Origin of the sequence: Paraburkholderia sp. UCT2, assembly GCF_014397665.1 — a bacterium.
Classification (GTDB): Bacteria; Pseudomonadota; Gammaproteobacteria; order Burkholderiales; family Burkholderiaceae; genus Paraburkholderia; species Paraburkholderia tuberum.
This window is the reverse complement of sequence record NZ_VZQO01000007.1, coordinates 1-20,618: the sequence shown is the minus strand read 5'-3', so window position 1 is coordinate 20,618 and position 20,618 is coordinate 1. Positions and strand designations below refer to the sequence as shown.

Here is a 20,618-nt window from a genome sequence, read left to right as displayed (position 1 = left end):
GCGCTGCTCGCGGTCAGCCGCCGACCAGCGACACGCGGACCGTGGGCCAGACCTTGCCCGAATCAGGCTTGCGCCGGATCGCGCACGGCTCCGGATACCGGTCGTCTCGCGCGCTCCAGCGCGCACGCACGGCCGCGGCCAGTTGCTCTACCGGCACGGCGTCGCCGAGCCACGCGGCCGAGACCTGCATCGCGAAGGGCGCTCGCCCGTGCCGCGACCAACGAGCCGTTCGTCGTCATCGCGATGCCCATCGGCTTGCCGCTGACTGTCGTAAGACATGCGAGCTGTTCAATGAGCCATTCGAGTCCGCGCCGCAGGAGCGGTTCGCCGCCGGTGATGCGAATCTTTTCGACGCCGAGCGACGAGAATGCTCCCGCGACCTTCTCCATCTGATCGAACGACAGCCGCTCGGACGCGCGCAGGGACGGGTAATCGGCATCGAAGACGTCGCGCGGCGTCGGTGATGGGGGGCTTGGCGATGGCGTTCACGATCTCTTCGAGAGTCCGTAGCTGGCGACAAGGGTAGGGCATCGGGCTTCACTCCACTGGCCTCCAAAGCCGGACGATGCCCGCGAACAAGTTGCGCTTAGGATAGCGCACCAGCCTTGCGCCCCGAATGCACAGTCCGCGTCTGATTAAAGCAGTACGTTGCGCGAGCGCGGCCGGCTTGCCGGGCTTCATGCGCATGCCGCACAGAACGAAGGAAGCTCCGAGCGACGTCAACGCGCTGCGGGTCATGTCGCGCTCGCCGACTGACGCGCCGCCCGACATCACGATCAGGTCGGACTGCGCACGCAATGCGCGCAGGGTCGCGTGGATCGCACGAGCGCGAGTCTCCTCGCGGCCGTGGTCCGAGGTGCGCTGGTGGCTTCGTCGAGCGCTTCTGCGGGCACTGGCGCGCCGAAGGGTCGCTTGCCGGTGACGCTTCGCACGCGGCGACACTAAGAAAAATGCCGTGCGCACGGTGTCCCGCGCGCAAGGCGTTGTTGACGTAGCGCGGTGGCCGCCTAGTGCTTGACCGGCACCAACTTGCCGCGGAACAGATGGTATTGGTAAAGATTGTAGCCGACCATGATCGGGAAGACGGTGCCGATGCCGAAGAGCATGAAAGTGAGCGTCGCGCTATCCGAGGCGGCGGCGGCAACGGTCAGCTGGCCCGGCACGATGTACGGGAACAGGCTGATGGCGAGCCCCGCGAACGAGATCACGAAGAGCAGCGTCGCCCCCACGAACGGGCCGTGTTCGCCACGCATGTGGATCGCGTAAAGCACATACAGGAACGCCAGCGCAGCGAGCACCGCAAGCGCGATCAGTAGATGGAAGACGCCCTGTTCCTGCCAGCGCGTCACGCCGACCGGGCTCAGCTTCAGCGTCGCGAACGAAACCACGAGGGCGGCGGCCACGGTCGTGAAGACGGAAACGATGGCGTAGCGGCGCGCCGAGCTCTCGAGTCCGCCCGTGGTCTTCTTCACGAGCCAGGTCGCGCCGAGCAGGCAATAGCCGGATACGACGCCGATCGCCGTGACCGCCACGAAGCCGAGGCTCGAGGCGCCCGGCACGAAGCCGGTAAGAATCCTGCCGAGCACGATGCCCTGCGAGACCGCGGCGAGCAGGCTGCCGATGCCGAAAACGCGGTCCCACACGGTCTTGCTCGAGTGGGCCGCGTGACGGAACTCGATGGCCGCGCCACGCATGATGAAGCTCGCGATCAGCACCATCACGGGGACGTAGAGATCAGAGAGGATCATCGCATAGGCTGCCGGAAAGGCGCCAAAGAGGGCGCCGCCGAGCACGACGAGCCAGGTTTCGTTGGCGTCCCAGACGTGGCCGATGGACTGGACCATGAGGTCGCGGTCGCTCTGGCGGCGCTGCAGCAGCGTAAGCACGCCCACGCCGAGGTCAAAGCCGTCCGTGACGACGTAGAGCACGAGCATCAGGCCGATGAGCCCGAACCATGCGTGATTCAACAGGTCCTGGGTTGATGCGGGGGTCATGATGACTTCCTGTAAGGTGAAAGCGAATTGGTGAGACGGCGCAGATCAATAGTCGACGGCGTGCGCAACGGCCTGGCGTGCGGGCTCGGCCGGCGGCATCAGGTCGAGATCGGGACCTTGACGCAGCCAGCGCCGGGCGAACACGAAGAACGACACGATCAGGATGACGAACAAGGCGCAGAACATGATCATGCTGCCCAAAACGGTGCCGGCCGGAATGGCGGAGGCGGCATGCTCGGTGCGCAGAAGACCGTAGACGAGCCACGGCTGGCGGCCCACCTCGCGCACGATCCAGCCGCATTCGACGGCAATGTACGGCAGCGGGATCGCCAGCACCCAGGCGAGCAGCAGCTTGCGCTGCGCAAGCAGCTTGTCGAGGTGGCGGCCCGACTTGCGCAATGCGTAGAGGGTCCAGAATGCGAGCACCATCAACAGGAAACCGACCCCGGCCATGACGCGAAACGCGTAGTAAAGCAGCGGGATCATCGGCGGCTGATTCTGGACGGGAATGTCTTTCAGACCCGTGACCTGACCGTGCAGGCTGTGCGTGCCGAGAACGCTCAGCAGGCCGGGCACTTCAAGCGACCAGTCGTTGCGTTGTTTGGCGGCATCCGGCCATGCAAGGAGCGACCAGCTCGCACCGGTGCCGGGTGCGTTCGTTTCCCAGTGGCCCTCGATCGCGGCGCCCTTGGCTGGCTGCGTTTTGAAGACGTCGACGCCGCTCGAATCGCCGAGCCAGATCTGCACGGGCGCGACGAATACCAGCAGCAGGAGGGCGAGCTTGAACGAGCGGACAAAGAACGCCGGATCGCGACGCTTAAACAGGTAGTACGCCGAGATGCCGGCGATCACGACGAGGCCTGTTTCGAGTGCGGCGAACCACATGTGCGACGCGCCCCAAGGCATGTCCGGGCTGAAGATCGCCTTGAGGTAGTCGGTGACGACGAGCTTGCCGTCCACCACCGTCACGCCGCTCGGCGTTTGCAGCCACGAGTTCGCGACCATGATCCAGAAAGCGGAGAGGGACGAGCCGAACGCGACCATCGCGGTGGCGAACAGGTGCACGCCTTTGGGCACGCGACCCCATCCGAGCATCATGATGCCGACGAAGCCCGCCTCCAGCATGAACGCCATGGCCCCCTCGAAGCCGAGGACATTGCCGAAGAACTGGCCGGTGTATTGGGAAAACGGTCCCCAGTTCGTGCCGAACTCCAATTCCAGGGGAATGCCGCTCACGACGCCGACGGCGAAGTTCAGCAGCAGCAGCTTGCTCCAGAACCGCGCGTGGCGGTACCAGACGACGTCGCTCGTCTTGACCCAAAGGATTTCGACGACGAGCAGAAAGGCGGACAGGCTGATCGTGAGGATCGGCCAGAGTATGTGGAAGATCGCGGTCAAGGCGAACTGACCGCGGGCCAGATTCAGGGCTTCGATAGACATGGTGATCACCAGGTGATTAGAGAACAGGAAAGCGCGCGACTCGACCCGACAGTGGGGAATCAGAACGCAGGCAGCACGGGCGGCTCGGACGAACGGTGCAGCAACACCGGAATCGACTTCGAGGTCGGGGTGTTGCAGTCGTCGCCCACGCTCGACAGCGGGACGAGCGGATTCGTCTCCGGGTAGTACGCCCCGATGCAGCCGCGCGGAATGTCGTATTCGACGAGGCGGAAGTGGTCCGCACGGCGTTCGATGCCGTCGTCCCAGACCGTGGTCATGTCGACCCAGTCGCCGTTCTCGAAACCGAGCGTGGCTATGTCGGTCGGGTTGATGAAAACAACGCGTCGCTGGCCGAAGACGCCGCGATAGCGATCGTCGAGCGCGTAGACCGTCGTGTTGTACTGGTCGTGAGAGCGCGTGGTCATCAGCGTCATCAGGCGTTCGCCGTGAATCGCCTTCGCACGGGCGATCGGCGTGTCCTGCTGCACGGCGTGCACGACGAAGTTCGCCTTGCCGGTCGAGGTCTTCCAGTCGCGCTCGCGCGAGGCGACGCGCAGATGGAAGCCGCCCGGGTGCTGGATGCGCTCGTTGTACCGGTCGAAGCCCTCGATGGCCTGCTCGATGGCGTCGCGGATCTTCGCGTAGTCGCGGGCATACGCGAGCCAGTCCACCTTCTCGGCGCCGAGCGTGGCGTGCGCGATGTTCGCGACGATTGCCGTCTCGGACATCAGGTTCGGCGAGGCGGGCTTGTTCATGCCATACGATATGTGCACCATGCTCATCGAGTCTTCGACCGTGACCCCCTGAGCGATGCCGTTTTGCACGTCAATCTCGGTGCGGCCGAGCGTCGGCAGGATCAGCGCATTGGCACCGTGCACAAGATGGCTGCGGTTGAGCTTGGTCGTGATGTGGACCGTGAGGTCGCAGGAACGCAGGCCGTCGAAGGTGCGACGGGTGTCCGGGGTCGCCATGGCGAAGTTGCCGCCCAGCCCCATGAACACCTTCACTTTGCCTTCGATCATGTGCTCGACCGTCTCGACGACGTCGAGACCATGCTCGCGCGGTGGATCGAAGTCGAACACCTTGCCCAGCCGGTCAAGGAAGGCCTGCGTGGGCTTGTCCTCGATGCCCACGGTCCGGTTGCCCTGCACGTTCGAGTGGCCGCGCACGGGACACAGGCCGGCGCCCTCGCGGCCGATATTGCCGCGCATCATCAGCAGGTTTGAGAGCATGTGCACGGTCTGCACCGAATGCTTGTGCTGCGTAATGCCCATGCCCCAGGTGGCGATCACGCGCTTGCCGTTGGCATAGATGCGCGCGAGACCTTCGACGTCTTCGCGGGCGACGCCGGACTGCGCTTCGAGAAGCGGCCAGCTCTCGCTGCGCAGGTCGTCGGCGAACGCGCTGAAGCCGAGAGTGTGCTGGTTGATGAAGTCGAGATCGAGCACGCGTTCCGTGCGGTTTTCAATCGCCTTGTCGTCGAGCTCGATGAGATGCTTGGCCACGCCCTTGATGAGCGCGAAGTCCCCGCCCAGTTTCGGCTGGATGAACGTCGAGGCGATCTTCGTGCTGCTGAAGGTCAGCATTTCGACCGGGTGCTGCGGGCTCGCGAAGCGTTCGAGACCGCGTTCGCGCAACGGATTCACCGATACGATTGTGGCGCCGCGGCGCGACGCTTCACGCAGTTCGCCCAGCATGCGCGGATGGTTCGTGGCCGGGTTTTGCCCGAAGACGATAATGGTGTCCGCCAGTTCGAAGTCGTCGAGCGTGACCGTGCCCTTGCCTACGCCCACCGTCGTCGGCAGGCCGCGGCTGGTTGCTTCGTGGCACATATTCGAGCAGTCGGGGAAGTTGTTCGTGCCGTACATGCGCACGAACAGCTGGTAGAGGAACGCGGCCTCGTTGCTCGCGCGTCCCGACGTGTAGAACGCGGCTTCGTCCGGCGAATCCAGCTGGTTGAGATGCCTTGCAATGAGCGCGAAGGCGTCGTCCCAGGCTATGGGCCGGTAGCGGTCCGTGCGGGCGTCGTACACCATCGGGTCGGTGAGCCGGCCATGCTGCTCGAGTTCGTAATCGGTCTGCTTCATGAGCGATTCGACCGTGTTCGCCTCGAAAGTCGCCGGTGTGACGCGCTTGGTCGTGGCTTCGGCCGCGACGGCCTTCACGCCGTTCTCGCAGAATTCGAATGTCGACGCGTGCTGGCGATCGGGCCATGCGCAGCCGGGGCAATCGAAGCCGTCCGGCTGGTTCTGCTTGAACAGGGTACGATAGTTGCTGCCGGCAACGCGCTCCTTGATCAGATTGATGGCGACGTACTTCAGTGCGCCCCAGCCGGCGGCGGGGTGGTGATACGCCTCGATTTTGCCTTTTTGCTTTGCCTTGTCCATGCCCTTGGCTCCGTTGACTTCGCGCGGGCCCCGGTCTTTTTTCGACAGAGCCGCATACTGCGATTGATTGGCGTAAGCGTAAAAGCAAAGGCCGCGTTCACGAGTGCACAGAATCCCCCGACTTGCTCGAGTACAGTTCGTCGAGTGGCAGCACAGTCGAAGCGCTGTGCTGCGTGCGGCGTTCAGGGGGAAGGACTGTGAACCTTTATGAAAGGCTCGCCGACGACATCGAAAATCTGATTCGTAAAGGCGTGTATCGGCCCGGCGACCGGGTGCCATCTGTTCGACAGGCGAGCCAGCAGCACCGCATCAGCATCACGACGGTGATTCGCGCGTATCTGCTGCTGGAAAGCCGGGGAATGCTGGAAAGCCGCCCCCAGTCAGGCTACTTTGTGAGCCTGCGCGCGCAAGAAGGCGACCGCTCCGCGCACGGGTTGTGTCCGACACGACCGATTGCCGTGTCTGCTTCCGTCGACGTGAGCCGGCTCGTGCTCTCGACGCTGCGCTCGATCAGTGTCGACCGCGCCGTGCCGCTCGGCTCGCCCTATCCCGATCCCGAGCTCTTTCCGTTCGAGAAGCTCAATCGCTATGCGTGGGCGGTCGGCCGCAACAAGGCGCTGTGGGGAGTGACGAACGGCTTGCCGCCCGGCAGCCCTGACCTCCTGCGGCAAATTGCCCGGCGCTACCTCGAGAACGGCATGACCGTCGATCCGAACGAGATCATCGTGACGGTAGGCGCAACGGAGGCCATCAATCTGTGCCTGCAGGCCGTCGCCAAGGCGGGCGACGTCATTGCGGTCGAATCGCCGACCTTCTACGCGATGCTCCACGCCATCGAGCGTTCGGGCATGAAGGCGATCGAGGTGGCGACGCACCCGGAGTACGGCATCGACATCGACGAGCTCGCGCGGATCATCGACTCGCAGCCGATTGCCGCCTGCATGGTGATGCCGAACTTCCAGAATCCCCTCGGTTTTCAGATGCCGGACGAGCGCAAGCGCGCGCTCGTGGAACTGCTTGCCGGCGCGGACGTTCCGATCATCGAAAACGGCGTCTGCAACGAGCTGTACTTCGGCAAATCGCATCCGAGCACGCTGAAGTCGTTTGACATAAAAGGAACGGTGCTGCACTGCGCGTCATTTTCGAAGAGTCTCACGGCGGCTTACCGCATCGGCTGGGCGCTGCCCGGCCGCTATCGCGACCAGGTAGAGAAGCTGAAATTCCTGAACACGCTGACTACCCCGGTCATTCCACAACTGGCGATTGCGGAATATCTCGAGCGCGACGGCTATGAGCATCACTTGCGGCGCGTGCGCAGGAACTACGCGCAGCAGGCCAGTCTGATGAGAGCGATGGTCACGCGCTTCTTTCCTGCCGGCACGCGCATATCGAGCCCGGCGGGAGGCTACGTGCTGTGGGTCGAGCTACCTTCGAAGGTCGACTCGATGATGCTCTACAAGCTTTTGCTCGAAAAGCGCATCACGATTGGCCCCGGCTACATGTTCTCGGTATCGGACAGCTACCGGAATTTCATCCGCCTCAACTACAGCAGCTCGTGGTCGACCGAAATCGAGCAGGCTGTCATCACGGTCGGCAAGCTGGCGACGGCGTGCGCGCGCTGAAGCAGGCTGCCAGGCACGCTAAGGCCTCTGAAAGCGGCCGGTCTCGTCGGCTTTATCATCGCACCGGAGAAAAGGGGAGCGGGTTCGCCAGACCGACCGAGCGGACATGGCCCATCGTTCGAAGCACACCACGGCGCGTGGCACGCTGGTTTCGCCATCAAAGGGCTAGACATGAGATGTTCTCCGGATCTGGACGTTAGCTAAGCTCGTAGTGCGGGCCGGGCTGGATCGCGGGCGGCACTTCCTCGTCGCTCAGTTCGAGCACGGCGCGTTCGATGTTGCGCGTCATGGCATCGAGTGCCAGGCTGTTCGGTGCGAGGCCGAAGGGGTCCGCGATTTCGCTCGCGATGGCTTCCAGCGCGAGCAAGGTGTAGGACACGAATACGCAGATGAGCGGCGTGGCAAAGCCAATTGAGTCGATGAGGCCGAAGGGGAGCAAGGCACAGTAGGCGTAGACGGTTCGATGGAGCAGAACGCCGTAGGCGAAGGGAATCGGCGTCGCGTGGATCCGCTCGCATCCGCCGACGGCCGCGCCGAGTTCGTCGAGCGGCCTGTCGAGCATCCAGAGGTGCATGTCGGCCAGCACGCCCGCGCGATTGAGCGCCGCGAGACGCTTACGCGCTTCGTCGAGCAGCAGCATCGGCGTGAAGAGGCGGCCGCGAAGCTCCGAGGCCTGTGCGGTGCCGAGCAGCTTCGCAAGGTCGGCTGACGGGTCCGAGTGACGGAGTTGATGCTTGAGCGCATAGGCGAATGCGATCAAGAGGCGAACGAAAGCGGCGTTGTCGAATAGGGCGCTGTCGCCGGGCACGTAGCGGCGGACCTGCGAGGTGAGCGTACGCGCGGCGATGAGCACGTTGCCCCAAAGGCGGCGTGCTTCCCAATAGCGCTCATAGCTGGCGCTGTTGCGAAACGCGAGGAAGATCGTCAACGCGACACCGCACAGCGTGAAGGGCGTCGTATTCAACGGAACCTTTTCGCCGAAGATGCGGCCGTGCGTGCACATGGCCAGCACGCTCACGAGCGTCATGAGCGCCAGTTGCGGAAGGATTGCCTTAAGGACAGATCCGCGCCACACAAAGAGCATGCGAAACCAGTTGGGCGCCGGGCGGACGATCATGACGGAGATAACGTGTGGGCAGTCAAAAGGGGCGTTTCACTCTCTGTAAGAGCGTGAATCACGGTGCAGGACGTGTTTGCCTGCTGCTCGCGGGTGCATAGCAGGAGATTAAATGCGATCGGCTGCAGGCTTGAGATACATTTTTGCGGCTTCGTCAGGGGTACAGTTCCGATAGTTGTATGTGCCTGCAGAGGCATCCTGGCAATCGTCAGCGGTTCTTCAGCCTGGCGCTATTGGCATCGTTTTTCCATGGCAGCACCTTATACGAGTGAAGGTGTTGCATTTCAACTTTGAGAACGCGCAGCCTTTGCCGCTTGTCGCCATTCTTCAAGGAAAAACTGGAAGCCGCCCAGTTGCTGCGCGAGGTAGCCGCCCGTGGCCATCGATTCCGGTGCGCGACGATCTCCGGTAGGTGGGTACTCGTCAGAAAAATTGGCTGTACGAAACACGATGTCCCAGATCGGAAACACAGCGCCGTAATTGCAGGAGTTTCGCCCCGCCGCCCGCAGGCCGTGATGCAGCCTGTGAAAGCGCGGCGAGACGATCAACCGGTCGCCGAGCCAGCCGAACGAAAGCTTGATATTCGCATGGCTCAGGCTTTCGATGAAGCGCATGATCAGGAACAGCAGCGGAAATTGCAGCGGGGGAATGCCGATCGCGAGACCAACGGCGCCGAACCAGACGCCGGCGACCAGTTCATCGAGCACATGGTTGCGGTCATCCGACCAGAAACTCATCTGCCGCTGCGCATGGTGCAATGCATGAAGTGCGTACGCGCTGCGAGATGAATGCGACAGGCGGTGACGCCAATAGTCGGTACAGTCGAGTATCAACGCATACGCAATGAAGGTGATGACCGGATGCCCGAGAAGCGGTGGTATAAGCATCTCGAGCGTCGGCGGTATGTAGCCGTGCGCGATCACAAAACCGTACACCCATACCTGTACCTGATAAAACAGCAGGAAGCTAAAGACAGGCAATACGCCGACCCGGTTGAAAATCGTATAGAACGCGTCGATCACCACGGCTTTCCGGTTTTCCCAGCGCTCGATCGGAAAGAACACTTCGAGCGGCCAGCACACTGCGTACGTGACGATCACCGCGAATAGGCCGTAGACGCCGACAAGCGCCCAGTCGAACGACAACTCCTCCCAGTCCATCCAGCCGAAGTGATACAGCACCGGCAGAATGAGATGCGTGTCGATTTCACCGGCCAGCATACTGAACCACCTGTCGAGAAATACAAGCATGATGCGCCCTACAGGTTTTCAGCTGTAACGAAACCAGGCCGGCTCATTTGAGTGCTGAGGAAGATGCCGTGCGGCGAGCGCCCCACGTCGATGGTTTCGTAGTTGCCACTGGCCGGATCCAGCACGGCGACCTGTTCACGGAAACGCAGCGTCACCCATAGCTTGCCGTCGGGTGCAACGCTGATATCGTCTGGCCCCCCAGCGTGAAGCGGATACGTGCGAAGCAGTTCAAGCGTGGCGGAGTCGAGCGCTGCCAGCGAGCCTCCGACACGGTTCGTGACGTAAAGCGTCCTGCGGTCCGGCGTGAGGAAGACATTGTGTGGACCGACACCGGTTTTGACCCGCCGCAGCACGTCACCCGTTACTGGGTCGACTTCCGCCACATGGTCGCTGCCCATCACGCAGACCAGCACCTTGCCGTTGTGCCAAAGCACGCCGGCGGGCGTTGAGCCGAGTTCCGACTTCCAGCGGATCGTCATGTTCGTCAGGTCGAACGACACGAGCGTGCCAGACTCCTGCATCGAATTGAAGCTCCACCGCGAGTCCGGCGAGAAGCCCAGATGGCTTGGCATCTCGCCGGGCGAGAAGCGCTTGACCAGCGTCAGGTCATCGGACCGGTACACGTCGACGTAGTTGATCCGCAGTGCGTTGATGACGAGGTAACGTTGATCGGGTGTAAAGCCGAGCTGATAGGGATCGGCAATGACTTTGTGGCCAAGCGACGTGCCGTTGCGCGGGTCGACTATGAACAGCGCATTGCCGCTGGCGTCGGCGATATAGAGCTTGCTTTTATCCGGCGAAAGGGCCCAGTGGCTGGGCTCACGCATTGTCGGCAAGGTTCGGACAACTTTGCGCGACGTCATGTCGATGACCGAGACGCTGGCTTCGCCGGAGTTCATCACAATCGCGAGAGAGGGGGAGGCCGCATTGGCGAGGCTCGAACGAAGGGCGAGAAATGGCGACAGGCCGAGTCCCAGCGGAACGGCGAGCCCACAGCCAAGCAGCGCGCGACGTGAAAGCTTGATGGAATAGGGCATTTCGGAGTTAGATTGCGCAATGATGCTCAAAGCTCAACGAGTGCAAGGCCTTCCTTGCCGACTCCACAGAGGGGGAAAAGGCCAATCCCCAGGAATACCTGCCAGCCGCGTGCCGGGCGCTATTCCGAGTTCGGGCGAACCCGCCGCTTCGTCGAGCCCGACACTTAGCGATGCCGGTCAAATGCCTGCGCTAAATTCGGCGAGCTTGCCGAGCGCTGACCAGTCGAGATCTTCCCAACCGCGAGCGACAGCAGCTACCAGACGGTCACGAACGACGCTTGCAACTGGCATCGGCACTGAAAGCTGTTCCGCTTCCGCCAAAGCGAGACGCAGATCTTTGACCGCCAGCGGCAAAGTCATACCGGGCGGCGAATATCGTTGTTCGACGATCTTTCTTCCGTATGCCTTATGCACTTTTCCATCAAAGAGGGACTCCGTGAAGACGGAGAACGCGACCTTGGGGTCAACGCCTGCCTTATGCAGAAAGGCCAGCACTTCACCCATACTCTGCAACGTGGCCGCCGTCAGCGCATTGCCGGCGAGCTTGAACGTGTTGGCTAACTCAGGGTTTTGCCCAACATTGAAAATGCGTTGCCCTAGCCGATCAAGTAAAGGAAGCGATCGCTCCACATACTCATCGGGGCCCGCAGCGAGAATGTACAGCTTCCGGGCGGCAGCGAGGTCTGGGTTCCCAAGGACGGGGGCTGCAACGTAGCCTTGCCCCAGACGGGAGTGGCGCTCCGACGCCCGGCGTGACGCGTCAGGGCTTATCGTGCTCATTGAAATGTGGATTGCATGCGTATCGAGCACATTGGCCAATGATATCGAGACCGAGTCGGTCGCTTCATCGTCAGGCACCATGCTAATGACGATTTCGCAGTGGGCGAGATCAATCCACTTCATTGCAGCCTTGGCGCCCGCTGCCTCTAGAGCGGCTACGTTATTCCCACACTTGCTGAAGATGACCGTTTCATAGCCGTCGTCCAGCAGATTTCGGGCGAATGCAGTTCCCATGCGCCCGAGACCTACAATGCCGACACGGGTTGGCTGTGGCGCTGTACCTGGCTGGCTGGTACTCCGGTCTAAAGCGCTTGCGTCTGAATTTCGTGTGGAGGTCGTCATCATTATTCAATGAAGGTGTATCACCGGACACCATTGCACGCGCGTAACTCGCCCGGTCTCGGGGAGCGTGCGAAACAGCGGTGCTGCGTAGTCACGTGCAGAATAGCTGTCGCATGCATGGTGCGGAAGGACCTAATGGGGAACTCTGCTTTGCGCACAGGGGTATGCCGCAATGGCGTCTGCGCATCTGGCGATGCGTGCGCCGGGCATCGGGTGTCGCGTTTGTCCGGGCCCCACTGTGCTTGCAGTGGATCGTTGGGGCGCCGCGGCGAAGAACTGCGCCCGTTCGCGGGGCAGTAACGGCTGTTTTGCCGGTGTTTTAGCGTTACCGTCCTTGCCATCGATGTCTCGCGCGCCGGTGCGGCCCGCCGTGTCGGCATCTACAGCAGACGCGACTGTGACCGCTCGAAGGGGTCTGCACAGCGCGCCATTCGCTTTTGAGGATAAGGCCGCCAGAATTCGCGGCGGTCATGCTGCTCGCGGAGATTGACCTGGGGGGCGGAGCCTGTCAACCCGCATGGGTCACCGCCGGGGCCGTTCAGCTTTCCCAGTAGCCTTCCTGACCGAATATCGCTGCGTAGAAGTCGAGAAACGCCCGTACCTTTGATGACACAGTCTTTTTGGGGGGATAAACGCCCCATACCGCAGGCGCCGCGCGCGTAGGTTGTGCTTCCCACTCAGGAAGGATCTGCACCAGCTTGCCTTTCCGGAAAGCGGGGCCGATGGCCCAGGTGGGTAGCAGGGCTATGCCGCGGCCGGCAATGGCGAGATCCAGTACCGCTTCGGTATCGTTGACACGCAAGCGGCTCTGGAGTCGTACAGATACTTCTTGAGGAACCGTGCGATGCGTGCGGTTGACGAAAAACCATGTGTCGTCTGTCGACAGGGGCATGCGTAGCGTCGTGTGGCTTGCAAGTTCCTCCGGAGACGCTGGGGTGCCGTGCTGTGCCAGATAGGCCGGGCTCGAACATACAATCCTTCGATGTACTGCCAGTTGCCGCGCCATCAATTGCGAATCCGGCAGAACACCAATTCTGATGGCGAGATCGATGCCCGAATCAATGATGTTCAGGACGTCGTCGGTGACGACCGCATCGATATCGATTTTGGGGTAGCGATCCATGAAATCCGGCAGATGGCGTATCACATGTCTGCGCCCAAATGATGTCGGCATCGTAACGCGCAGGAGCCCGCGCGGGGACGTATTGAGTGATGCTGTGATTTCGCGTGCTTCGTCCAGGCTCTTGATGACGATGAGCGCGTGTTCCCTGAAGACCCGTCCCCCTTCGGTGGTCACCAGGCCTCGCGTCGATCGATTGAAAAGCGCGATTCCCAGATCCCGTTCCAGTTCGTTGATATAGCGCGAAACGGTAGACGTCTTAATCCCAACTTTATCTGCCGCCTTGCTGAAACTTCCGAGCTCCGCCGCATGAAGAAAAGCGCGTATTGCAGAGAAGTAGTCCATGGTCCGCTTCCGGGATAGCTAGTCGAGGTTGTTGCCCAATGCCTGCCGCACTCTCGAGCCATGCATGCAGCTCGGGCAATCGCCTGGGGGGGCTGAATATTTTACTGTACCGGGCGTGAGCTGATGGTACGAATGGCAACGCGCTCTGAACACATGGACGCGGGTTGCCTGTTTTGGGCTCCACGCAAGGTTTAAGTCGCGAGCTGCAACGGGAATGACAGGGCCTGGCACCCTTGTCGGAGAAGCAACCGAAGGACTGGTGTATCCGCTAGGTTGCCGGCTCGCCTTCGCGCTCTTTCACGACGATGGTGCGCCGCAGCGTCCACAGTTCCATTAACTGGCGCAGCAATTCATACTCGATGGGACGCAGCCGAATGTCACGTGGAATACCTGGTGGCGCGTCGGTGCTCGTGTGTGCCTGTGCGTGGATCTTGTCGATAGCGGTGCAGACAACATCGCGGAACGGCGCACTTCCTCCCGCCGGAATTGGCGAGTCCCGCACAACGGCTGCCGTTCCCAAAATCCGCCGCAGCAGCGAGAGCGTCGCAACGGTCTTGCGTCGCTGAGGCGTGCGGCTTGGCCAACTGCGTCGATAAATCTCCTCGGCGTGTGTGCTTGCGAGGCCCGCGGCGCGCCGCAGTGCCTCGATCTCACCGTCGCATCGATGCGAAATTCCTGCCGCAGCGGCCAGATACGCGAGGTTGGTTTCGACCGCGCGCTCAACGGCGTCGCCGAGACTTTCGCCGCCTTTCGCTGACCAGACGATCCAGGTAGCGAGCACTGCGGCCAGACAGCCGAGCAGGTTGTTTCCGAGTCGGTCGAGTGCGTACATGAACTCGTTCGCCGGCTTGGCGAAATCGGCGACCAGCACGAACGACGGGGTAAGGAACACGACATACAAGCTATAGCTGACGCGCCGTAGTCCCATCGTAAGGCACACCAGCGGGAAGACGACCAACGAGATCGCGAGCGGGCTGTGAATAATCAGCCCGATTACCGCGGCGAGCGCGGCGCCAGCCGCACTTCCGGCCGCGCGTTCCAAGCTTCTGGACAGCGTCGTGCCGCTAGCGGGTTGCAGCACGAACAGTGTCGCCATGGTTGCCCAATAACCAAACGGAATGTGAAAGCTTCGCACGACGACGAACGCGGACGTCGTCGCCAGGCAAAGCCGCGCTGCGTGGCGCAGGCCGGGCGAGCCAGGCCGCAAGTTCGCCCGCAGCGTTTTGAGCGCGTTGCGCGTGGTGCCGAGCGTCGCGCGCCACCAGTCCTGTTCCGTTGCTGCGGGCGGATAGCGTTGCGCGTTGACTGACAAAAGGCGGATGGAGAGCGAATGGTCCATGGCCTGTTCGAGTCGCCGGGCGATTGTTGGCAGGCGCGCGCGCAGTTCATACGGGAACGGCGAAAGCGGCTTTTCAAGGATCAACGCGATGCGGGCAAGCACTTCTGCGAGCATGCCGAGACAGCGTGCGAGCCGTACCGCGCGGTCTCGCCCAAGGCGGCACGGAGCGTTTCCGGGAATCAACGCATTGTCGGCCGCCGTTGAGACGACGATCAGGGTGACGAGGATCTGGTCGGCGTCGTCGAGGGCGAGTTGCAGATCGCCGAACAGCTGGCGTCCTTCTACGCGCGACTGGGGCAAACTGATCAGCGCTTTGCGTGCGGCTTCCAGCGACTGCCGGACCATTGCACGAAATTCGGTCGCGTGCCGCGTCCAATCGGCGCGCGTGGCGGCGGGATCAGTGGCCAGCGAGGCAATATCGCGTGCCGAATCGGACAGACGCTGATACACGAGCCGGACGGCATAACGGCTTGGTCCGAACGGGTGAATGCGCCAGATGCTAAAGCTGAGGACGGTCGCCACGAGGCAACCGCTCAGGTAGATGCCGAGTAGCGGTGCACCGCCGCTGATGCTGTGCATCGGACTATCCACCATGACGATGCAGGTGGTCGCCGTCACGAGCGCGAGCTGGTAGGCGGCGGGCGACCAGATGGAGGCAAGCCCGGCGCAGAACGAGACGGCTAGCACCGCGGCGCAGGCCGCGAATGCGCCCGCGCCTGAGGCAAGCGCTGTCAGGCCGCCACACACGGTGGAGAGCACGGCGAATCCCATCATCGACGCGAAGCGGCGGCGCGACGAACCAGCCGCATCGGCGAGGCACGTCCAGAACGCGCCGATCGCGGCCCAGGAGAACAGAGGGTTATGCAAAATCTGTCCGACGAGCAGCATCGCGGTCGACGCGCTAGCTGCCCGGAGACCCTCGGACAGGCTTGCTTCCTCGATGGCGAAAGAAACCATCCACGCGGGGCGCTGACGCGCGAGGTTGCGAAAGAAGGCCTGCTTTCGATGCGGCAGGCGACGAAAGATAGAAAGGATCACGCGACGCTCCTCTTCAACTGATGGCGACGCGCATACGTCGTGGCGAAGACAAGGCGAGCGTACCAGATGCCGCAGGTGTCAGGCCTAACGGACGACAACGGCTATGTGTTCTCGGCCAGCCGATGCGCGTTTATCGCGAGGTTTCAATTTTGCGGGAATAGCAGGGCCGAAGTTATCCCCTTTTTGCAAAGGTGATTCTTGGTGCGCGCGATTCTAGCCACGAAAATTTGCTCCTATAGTGACATCAACTTGTTGCGCAACGCCCTATCTCACGCGCATAAGTGTGCCGTTCTTCACTAGTCCACTTTCTGGAGGTATTCCATGCTGGACAAAACCGTAGCTTCAACGCTTGAGTTCAATGATGAAGTGACTCAAGGCGCTCAATACTTCGAATACACTTCGTCGGCCAATCCGATCGGCGCGAAGCTGATTTCGCGAGTTCCGTATCGTTCTTTCCTGACCTCGCTTTACGACAGCGGTCCGACGCGTGTAGTGCCGCTTGACCTGTCTGCTGAACTGCGTTGCGAGGGCCCTGCTACCGGTCCTGGGCTGATCGCCAACTTCGTGCGTATTCTCGCAGGCGAGAAGGTTTCATTGAACCCGAACGCGACTTCGCAGGTTTTTTACGTTCTGGAAGGCTCGGGCGCCGTAGTACAGCCAAAGACTTCATTTCAGTTCGCCAAGGGGGATTTTTTTGCGCTTCCTGGTGGCGCAGAAGCAGTGCTGACGGCTGACTCGACCGCGCGGCTCTACTACGTCAACGATGCGCCGTTGCTCGCCTATCTGGGTGCGGACGTCGGGCAAGCGCGCTTTTCGCCGACGCTTTACCCCGCAGTCCGCGCCGAAGAGGAACTGCTGAAGGTCGCTGGAGCACCGGGCGCTGGTCAGCGCAGTCGCGTCAGCATTCTGCTTGGCAACGCGAAATTTCCGCAGACTCGCACGGTGACCCACACCATGTGGGCAATGTTTGGCGTTATTGCGCCGAACACGGTGCAAAAGCCACACCGCCACCAGTCGATCGCGCTCGACTTCATTTCGGAGTGCAAGCCCGGTTGCTATACGCTTGTCGGAACGGAACTGGATGAGCAGGGCAACATCGTCAACCCGGAGCGCGTCGACTGGGAACCAGGCATGGCTTTCGTCACGCCGCCGGGCTACTGGCACGCACACTTCAATGAGTCCGGGGAAAACGGCTACGTGATCCCAATCCAGGACGCGGGTCTTCAGACGTATCTGCGGTCGCTGGATATCCAGTTCGCACATTGATTGCGCACCGGGTGCTTTACTCCGGGTTGCGTGTGTGCGTCTTGACGGAACAAGGCGGTCAGCGTTTCATCGCAACAGACGCAGCGCACGCGGTCTCTGGATTCGAGGTGTCGCGGCACGCGATGTGCCGTTGGCAGAACTTGCTCACCGCAAAGCATCCGGAACTAACGACGACACGAGGGGGCTAACCAGCCCAAAGTCTGGCGGAGACCAAAAGTCTCCGCCTTTTTGCTGCACCCGGGTTTCGTCGAGCAATCGCAAGGGTGTTCTTATGCCGTGAAGCCGGCCCTCGTTCCCGGGATGCCCAGAGACTTGATTTTGTCAGCCTCGCCAAGCGGCACCTGATGCTTCAGGTAGACGAATGTTTTGTCCCTGTCGAATTGTGCGGTGATCTGCTGCGCCGGCATGTCGAGTAGCCGCGACAGCATCGCAAGTTTGCCGGGTTCAAGGTCTTCGGGAATTTCCTTAGGGTCGACCCAGATGGACTTCACGAGAACATTTGTAGCCAGCACCGTCCCGTTCCTGTCTATTATCTTTCCGCGCTCAGCACCAACATCGATGATGTGTTCAACTCGCGAGGCGCCTTCCTTTTCATAGAACTTGCGGTCGATAACCTGAATCCAGAAGGCACGGGCCGCGCAGGACGCAAACGCAATCGACATGAAAATCATCACTAGCGTCGACCGTCCGCGGGAAACGTTTCCCTTCACGAGTGGCGTTTGATTGAAAGTGACGTTTCGCGGCATCTAATAACTAGTGAGTGTGATTTCCGAAACGATCGACGATCCGCTGGCACACTGGGAATTTCTTTGCTTGTGCTGTCGAAAGACGGATTCGGCAAAGAAGCGAGCGGGTGTGCGGAGTCAGAAAAATAAAAAAATCCGGAACCTACGGGGTTGGACGCGACAATACGTCGCTCGGATTGGGCATGTGGTTGGCGCCGCCACATGCATTGCAAAACTACGCTGATACCTGCGGGCTGCTCGAAACGACGAGCGGCGGGATCGAGAGAAAAACGATCCCGAGCGCGGATATAAGTAGGTTCATTTTTCCGGCCACGCTATAGGAGATCACACCTGCGACGCCACCCACGCAAAATGCTGCCATCGTCAGCGCTTTGGCTTTCAGTTCGTGGAAGTGCTCAACCTGATCAGGCGGCTCATTCCTCTGAAGTGCATGAGCGAAGATAAGACCGAGTTTCACTCCGATATCGGTCGATGTGCCCGAAAAATGAGTGGTGCGCACCCGGAAATTGGAAACCACGGCGGCGGTCGCGTTCTGGCAACCCATGAGAAAACTCAATCCGAAAACGAGCACCAGGCCGCTTGCGGTGTGAACCTTCACGTCTATAACTGCGAGAACCACAAGGGAGACGGCTTCCGCCATGAAGATGATCGCGCACGCGTGCGCCCGGTTACCTGCACCGCGAAACTCGAGAAGAAGCGCAGAAAGCATCGCTCCCACAATGAAGAGCACGATGATCACGAGGAGTGAGAGCCCCGAACGCGGGTCGCCTGTGGCGATCCTGTCTGCCAATGACGTCACATTGCCAGTCATGTTGCCCGAGAAAATACCCGCGACAGAAAAGCCCGTCGCATTGAGAAAGCCGGCGACTGCCGCGAGCGACCAGGCCAAACGCAGTTCGTGACGTGATGACAGGACGGTTTGGTCTAGAGGCATTTGCTGGAGATCCCTGTTTCTGGCGTGGTGACGCATCGATCCGCGATGCTCGAAAGAGACCAGGTGTTTTCCGCCTTGGCTTGTGTTCATGTGCATCAAGCATGACAGCGGACACGCAAAGGATACCGATGTGACTCACGTCACAAGAAGCTCTCTGCCGGGAAATCAGATTTGCGGGAAAGGGTCCACCTCGACGGCTCGCCTGTAGAAGTGCATGCAGGTCATTAGGCCATCAAACATGGCGGCGTGGGTTTTGTGACATGGCGCTTGGGGAGGCAGAACACGTTGCGGCTTCCATGCCCGTCGCCGGCGTCGTGTGTGATAGGGGAGCTGCTGCAGTCGCATGTGGTTGGGAGGATCTCGACTGGACAGCGTTGGTGCACTCGCCGAATTTGGCGCCGGTACTTAAGCTTTAGCATCCTTGCGAATACTTCAGCGGATGCTTTTCGGCGGTCCTCGGGCCAGTGAGTCGGCAAACGCTCTTCCTAGCGGGAAGCGTTTTCCCGGATAAAGCCAAGATGGGTGACTAGCGCGTTGCGTGCGGCAATTGGGTCGTGACGCTCAATAGCGTCGTAGATATGCCGATGCTGTTCCATCAGATGCGACAAGTCTGCGTCTCTTTTCTCGAATGTTGAGTAGGTTTCTTCAATCGATTTCTGTACGAGGTTGTACAGACCGTGCATCACATGAACAAGGACGATGTTGTGAGTAGCCTCGGCAATTCGCAAATGGAAAGCGGCATCAAGCAGCGGCAGCGATGTTTGCCCAGCGTGCACGGCGTATGGGTCCGGCTTGGTAAACGCCGATTCGAGGGCGTTCAAGGCATCTTTGACCTGCCGGATATCGGATTTCGTCGCGCGTGTGGCTGCCAATTCGACTGTCACGGCTTCCAGTCCTTCACGCATTTCCAGAATATCTCCTGCCGCCTTGCGGTGGCGCGCTATCAAGTGCGCCAGCGGGTCCGCGATGAGGGGCGAACTGGAGTTTGCGACGACATATCCGCCTCCCGTCCTGGATTGAATCAGTTTGCTACCTTCCAGTCGGAGCAATGCTTCTCGTAACGACGGGCGAGATACGTTCAAACGTTGCGCCAGGTCGCGCTCCGATGGCAGCGATTCTCCAGCTCGCAGTGTCCCGTCAACAATCAGTTGTTCGAGCTGATCGCAGACGGCGTCGGACAAGCGGAATCGGGGTGGTGGGGTGATTGGAGAAAAAGACATCTGCGCCGGCTCCTTCGCGTCTCTAGATTTTTTGGTTCAACTTCCCGCCTGATTCATGCGGGAAGTTCTGGTCGTGAATGCGATTAACGCGTCAACTTTCGCTTGGTTTCGTCGGACAACTGAACGTTGCTCTCGCTGCTACAAACGCCGACTCCCGGGCCGCAATCCAGCGACAAACCGGGACGATTTCACCGAGCAAATCGCGGCCGAGCTTGGTTGCTTCATATTCGACTCGTGGAGGAATCTGCGCGAATACAGTGCGCGTGACCAGTCCTTCCTTCTCTAACATTCGTAAGGTTTGGGACAACATCTTTTGGCTTATACCGTCGACTTGCTCGAGAACCCTCGAGAATCGTAGTGGTTGGTCTGTTTCGGCGACTACCTGAAGTACTTTCAGTGGCCATTTCGAGGTAACGCGTTCAAGGACATCGCGCGCAAACGTGTCCCGCTCCGAAGTAGTGCCGGTATACGAGGTCTTCGGATGCCGGTTCGGTCCAGTAACCATAAGGGTAGTATGGTCCAGTAAGGAGATTCGATCATTCCGGGAACTGTAAAGGCAGTGTGGTCGTTCGTCAATGCTCCGGCTGCCGGACCCAATCGATCCGTCGGGGGCCGCTACGGGCGATCGACGGGCGGGGGAC

At 60.9% G+C, this 20,618-nt stretch carries 17 protein-coding genes and 1 pseudogene; 2 read left to right on the top strand and 16 right to left on the bottom strand.

Annotated elements, in window-relative coordinates:
* Window positions 1-13 precede the first annotated feature (13 nt).
* From F6X39_RS37570 to F6X39_RS07845, 6 genes and pseudogenes are all read right to left on the bottom strand, one after another.
* Complete coding sequence (locus F6X39_RS37570; RefSeq protein ID WP_187616220.1) at window positions 14-190, bottom strand: hypothetical protein; 177 nt, start codon at window positions 188-190, stop codon at window positions 14-16.
* Window positions 171-455: pseudogene (locus F6X39_RS36645) on the bottom strand (radical SAM protein); the annotation flags it as partial. The pseudogene F6X39_RS36645 and the gene F6X39_RS37570, both read right to left, overlap by 20 nt.
* Before the next feature lie 82 nt (window positions 456-537).
* Entirely contained in the window at window positions 538-942 is a 405-nt protein-coding gene (locus tag F6X39_RS36350; RefSeq protein ID WP_410449918.1) for a molybdopterin-binding protein, read from the bottom strand.
* Window positions 943-1,007: 65 nt separating this feature from the next.
* Window positions 1,008-1,994, bottom strand: a complete 987-nt coding sequence (locus F6X39_RS07855) for a cytochrome d ubiquinol oxidase subunit II (protein ID WP_187616219.1) — start codon at window positions 1,992-1,994, stop codon at window positions 1,008-1,010.
* A gap of 45 nt (window positions 1,995-2,039) precedes the next feature.
* Entirely contained in the window at window positions 2,040-3,434 is a 1,395-nt protein-coding gene (locus tag F6X39_RS07850) for a cytochrome ubiquinol oxidase subunit I (protein WP_187616218.1), read from the bottom strand.
* 59 nt (window positions 3,435-3,493) lie between these two features.
* Complete coding sequence (locus tag F6X39_RS07845) at window positions 3,494-5,821, bottom strand: FdhF/YdeP family oxidoreductase (protein WP_187616217.1); 2,328 nt, start codon at window positions 5,819-5,821, stop codon at window positions 3,494-3,496.
* Between the two features lie 197 nt (window positions 5,822-6,018).
* Between F6X39_RS07845 and F6X39_RS07840 the strand changes: the two genes are divergently transcribed.
* Window positions 6,019-7,443, top strand: a complete 1,425-nt coding sequence (locus F6X39_RS07840; RefSeq protein ID WP_187616216.1) for a PLP-dependent aminotransferase family protein — start codon at window positions 6,019-6,021, stop codon at window positions 7,441-7,443.
* 196 nt (window positions 7,444-7,639) lie between these two features.
* On the opposite strand, the gene F6X39_RS07835 is transcribed toward F6X39_RS07840, so the two are convergent.
* From F6X39_RS07835 to F6X39_RS37340, 6 genes are all read right to left on the bottom strand, one after another.
* Window positions 7,640-8,560 (bottom strand): bestrophin family protein, encoded by a 921-nt coding sequence (locus tag F6X39_RS07835; protein ID WP_187616215.1) that lies wholly within the window; start codon window positions 8,558-8,560, stop codon window positions 7,640-7,642.
* A 284-nt stretch (window positions 8,561-8,844) separates the two neighbouring features.
* Window positions 8,845-9,780, bottom strand: coding sequence for a sterol desaturase family protein (locus F6X39_RS07830; protein WP_262413617.1), 936 nt, complete (start codon window positions 9,778-9,780; stop codon window positions 8,845-8,847).
* A gap of 38 nt (window positions 9,781-9,818) precedes the next feature.
* Window positions 9,819-10,847, bottom strand: coding sequence for a YncE family protein (locus tag F6X39_RS07825; RefSeq protein WP_187616213.1), 1,029 nt, complete (start codon window positions 10,845-10,847; stop codon window positions 9,819-9,821).
* Window positions 10,848-11,024: 177 nt separating this feature from the next.
* Entirely contained in the window at window positions 11,025-11,969 is a 945-nt protein-coding gene (locus F6X39_RS07820; RefSeq protein ID WP_187616334.1) for an NAD(P)-dependent oxidoreductase, read from the bottom strand.
* 538 nt (window positions 11,970-12,507) lie between these two features.
* A complete protein-coding gene (locus tag F6X39_RS07815; RefSeq protein WP_187616212.1) occupies window positions 12,508-13,434 on the bottom strand; it encodes a LysR family transcriptional regulator in 927 nt (308 codons plus the stop codon).
* 268 nt (window positions 13,435-13,702) lie between these two features.
* Window positions 13,703-15,811, bottom strand: coding sequence for an FUSC family protein (locus F6X39_RS37340; protein WP_187616211.1), 2,109 nt, complete (start codon window positions 15,809-15,811; stop codon window positions 13,703-13,705).
* A 321-nt stretch (window positions 15,812-16,132) separates the two neighbouring features.
* Here F6X39_RS37340 and F6X39_RS07805 point away from each other — a divergent pair, with 321 nt between their 5' ends.
* Window positions 16,133-17,077 carry a cupin gene (locus F6X39_RS07805; protein WP_187616210.1) on the top strand — a complete coding sequence of 315 codons (945 nt, stop codon included), beginning with the start codon at window positions 16,133-16,135 and terminating at the stop codon, window positions 17,075-17,077.
* A 269-nt stretch (window positions 17,078-17,346) separates the two neighbouring features.
* Here F6X39_RS07805 and F6X39_RS07800 read toward each other — a convergent pair whose 3' ends face one another.
* From F6X39_RS07800 to F6X39_RS37565, 4 genes are all read right to left on the bottom strand, one after another.
* Window positions 17,347-17,739, bottom strand: coding sequence for a hypothetical protein (locus F6X39_RS07800; RefSeq protein ID WP_187616209.1), 393 nt, complete (start codon window positions 17,737-17,739; stop codon window positions 17,347-17,349).
* 298 nt (window positions 17,740-18,037) lie between these two features.
* Window positions 18,038-18,847 carry a YoaK family protein gene (locus F6X39_RS07795; RefSeq protein WP_187616208.1) on the bottom strand — a complete coding sequence of 270 codons (810 nt, stop codon included), beginning with the start codon at window positions 18,845-18,847 and terminating at the stop codon, window positions 18,038-18,040.
* A gap of 395 nt (window positions 18,848-19,242) precedes the next feature.
* Window positions 19,243-19,977 carry a FadR/GntR family transcriptional regulator gene (locus tag F6X39_RS07790; protein WP_116120410.1) on the bottom strand — a complete coding sequence of 245 codons (735 nt, stop codon included), beginning with the start codon at window positions 19,975-19,977 and terminating at the stop codon, window positions 19,243-19,245.
* A gap of 91 nt (window positions 19,978-20,068) precedes the next feature.
* A complete protein-coding gene (locus F6X39_RS37565; RefSeq protein ID WP_187616207.1) occupies window positions 20,069-20,482 on the bottom strand; it encodes a winged helix-turn-helix transcriptional regulator in 414 nt (137 codons plus the stop codon).
* Window positions 20,483-20,618: the final 136 nt, after the last annotated feature.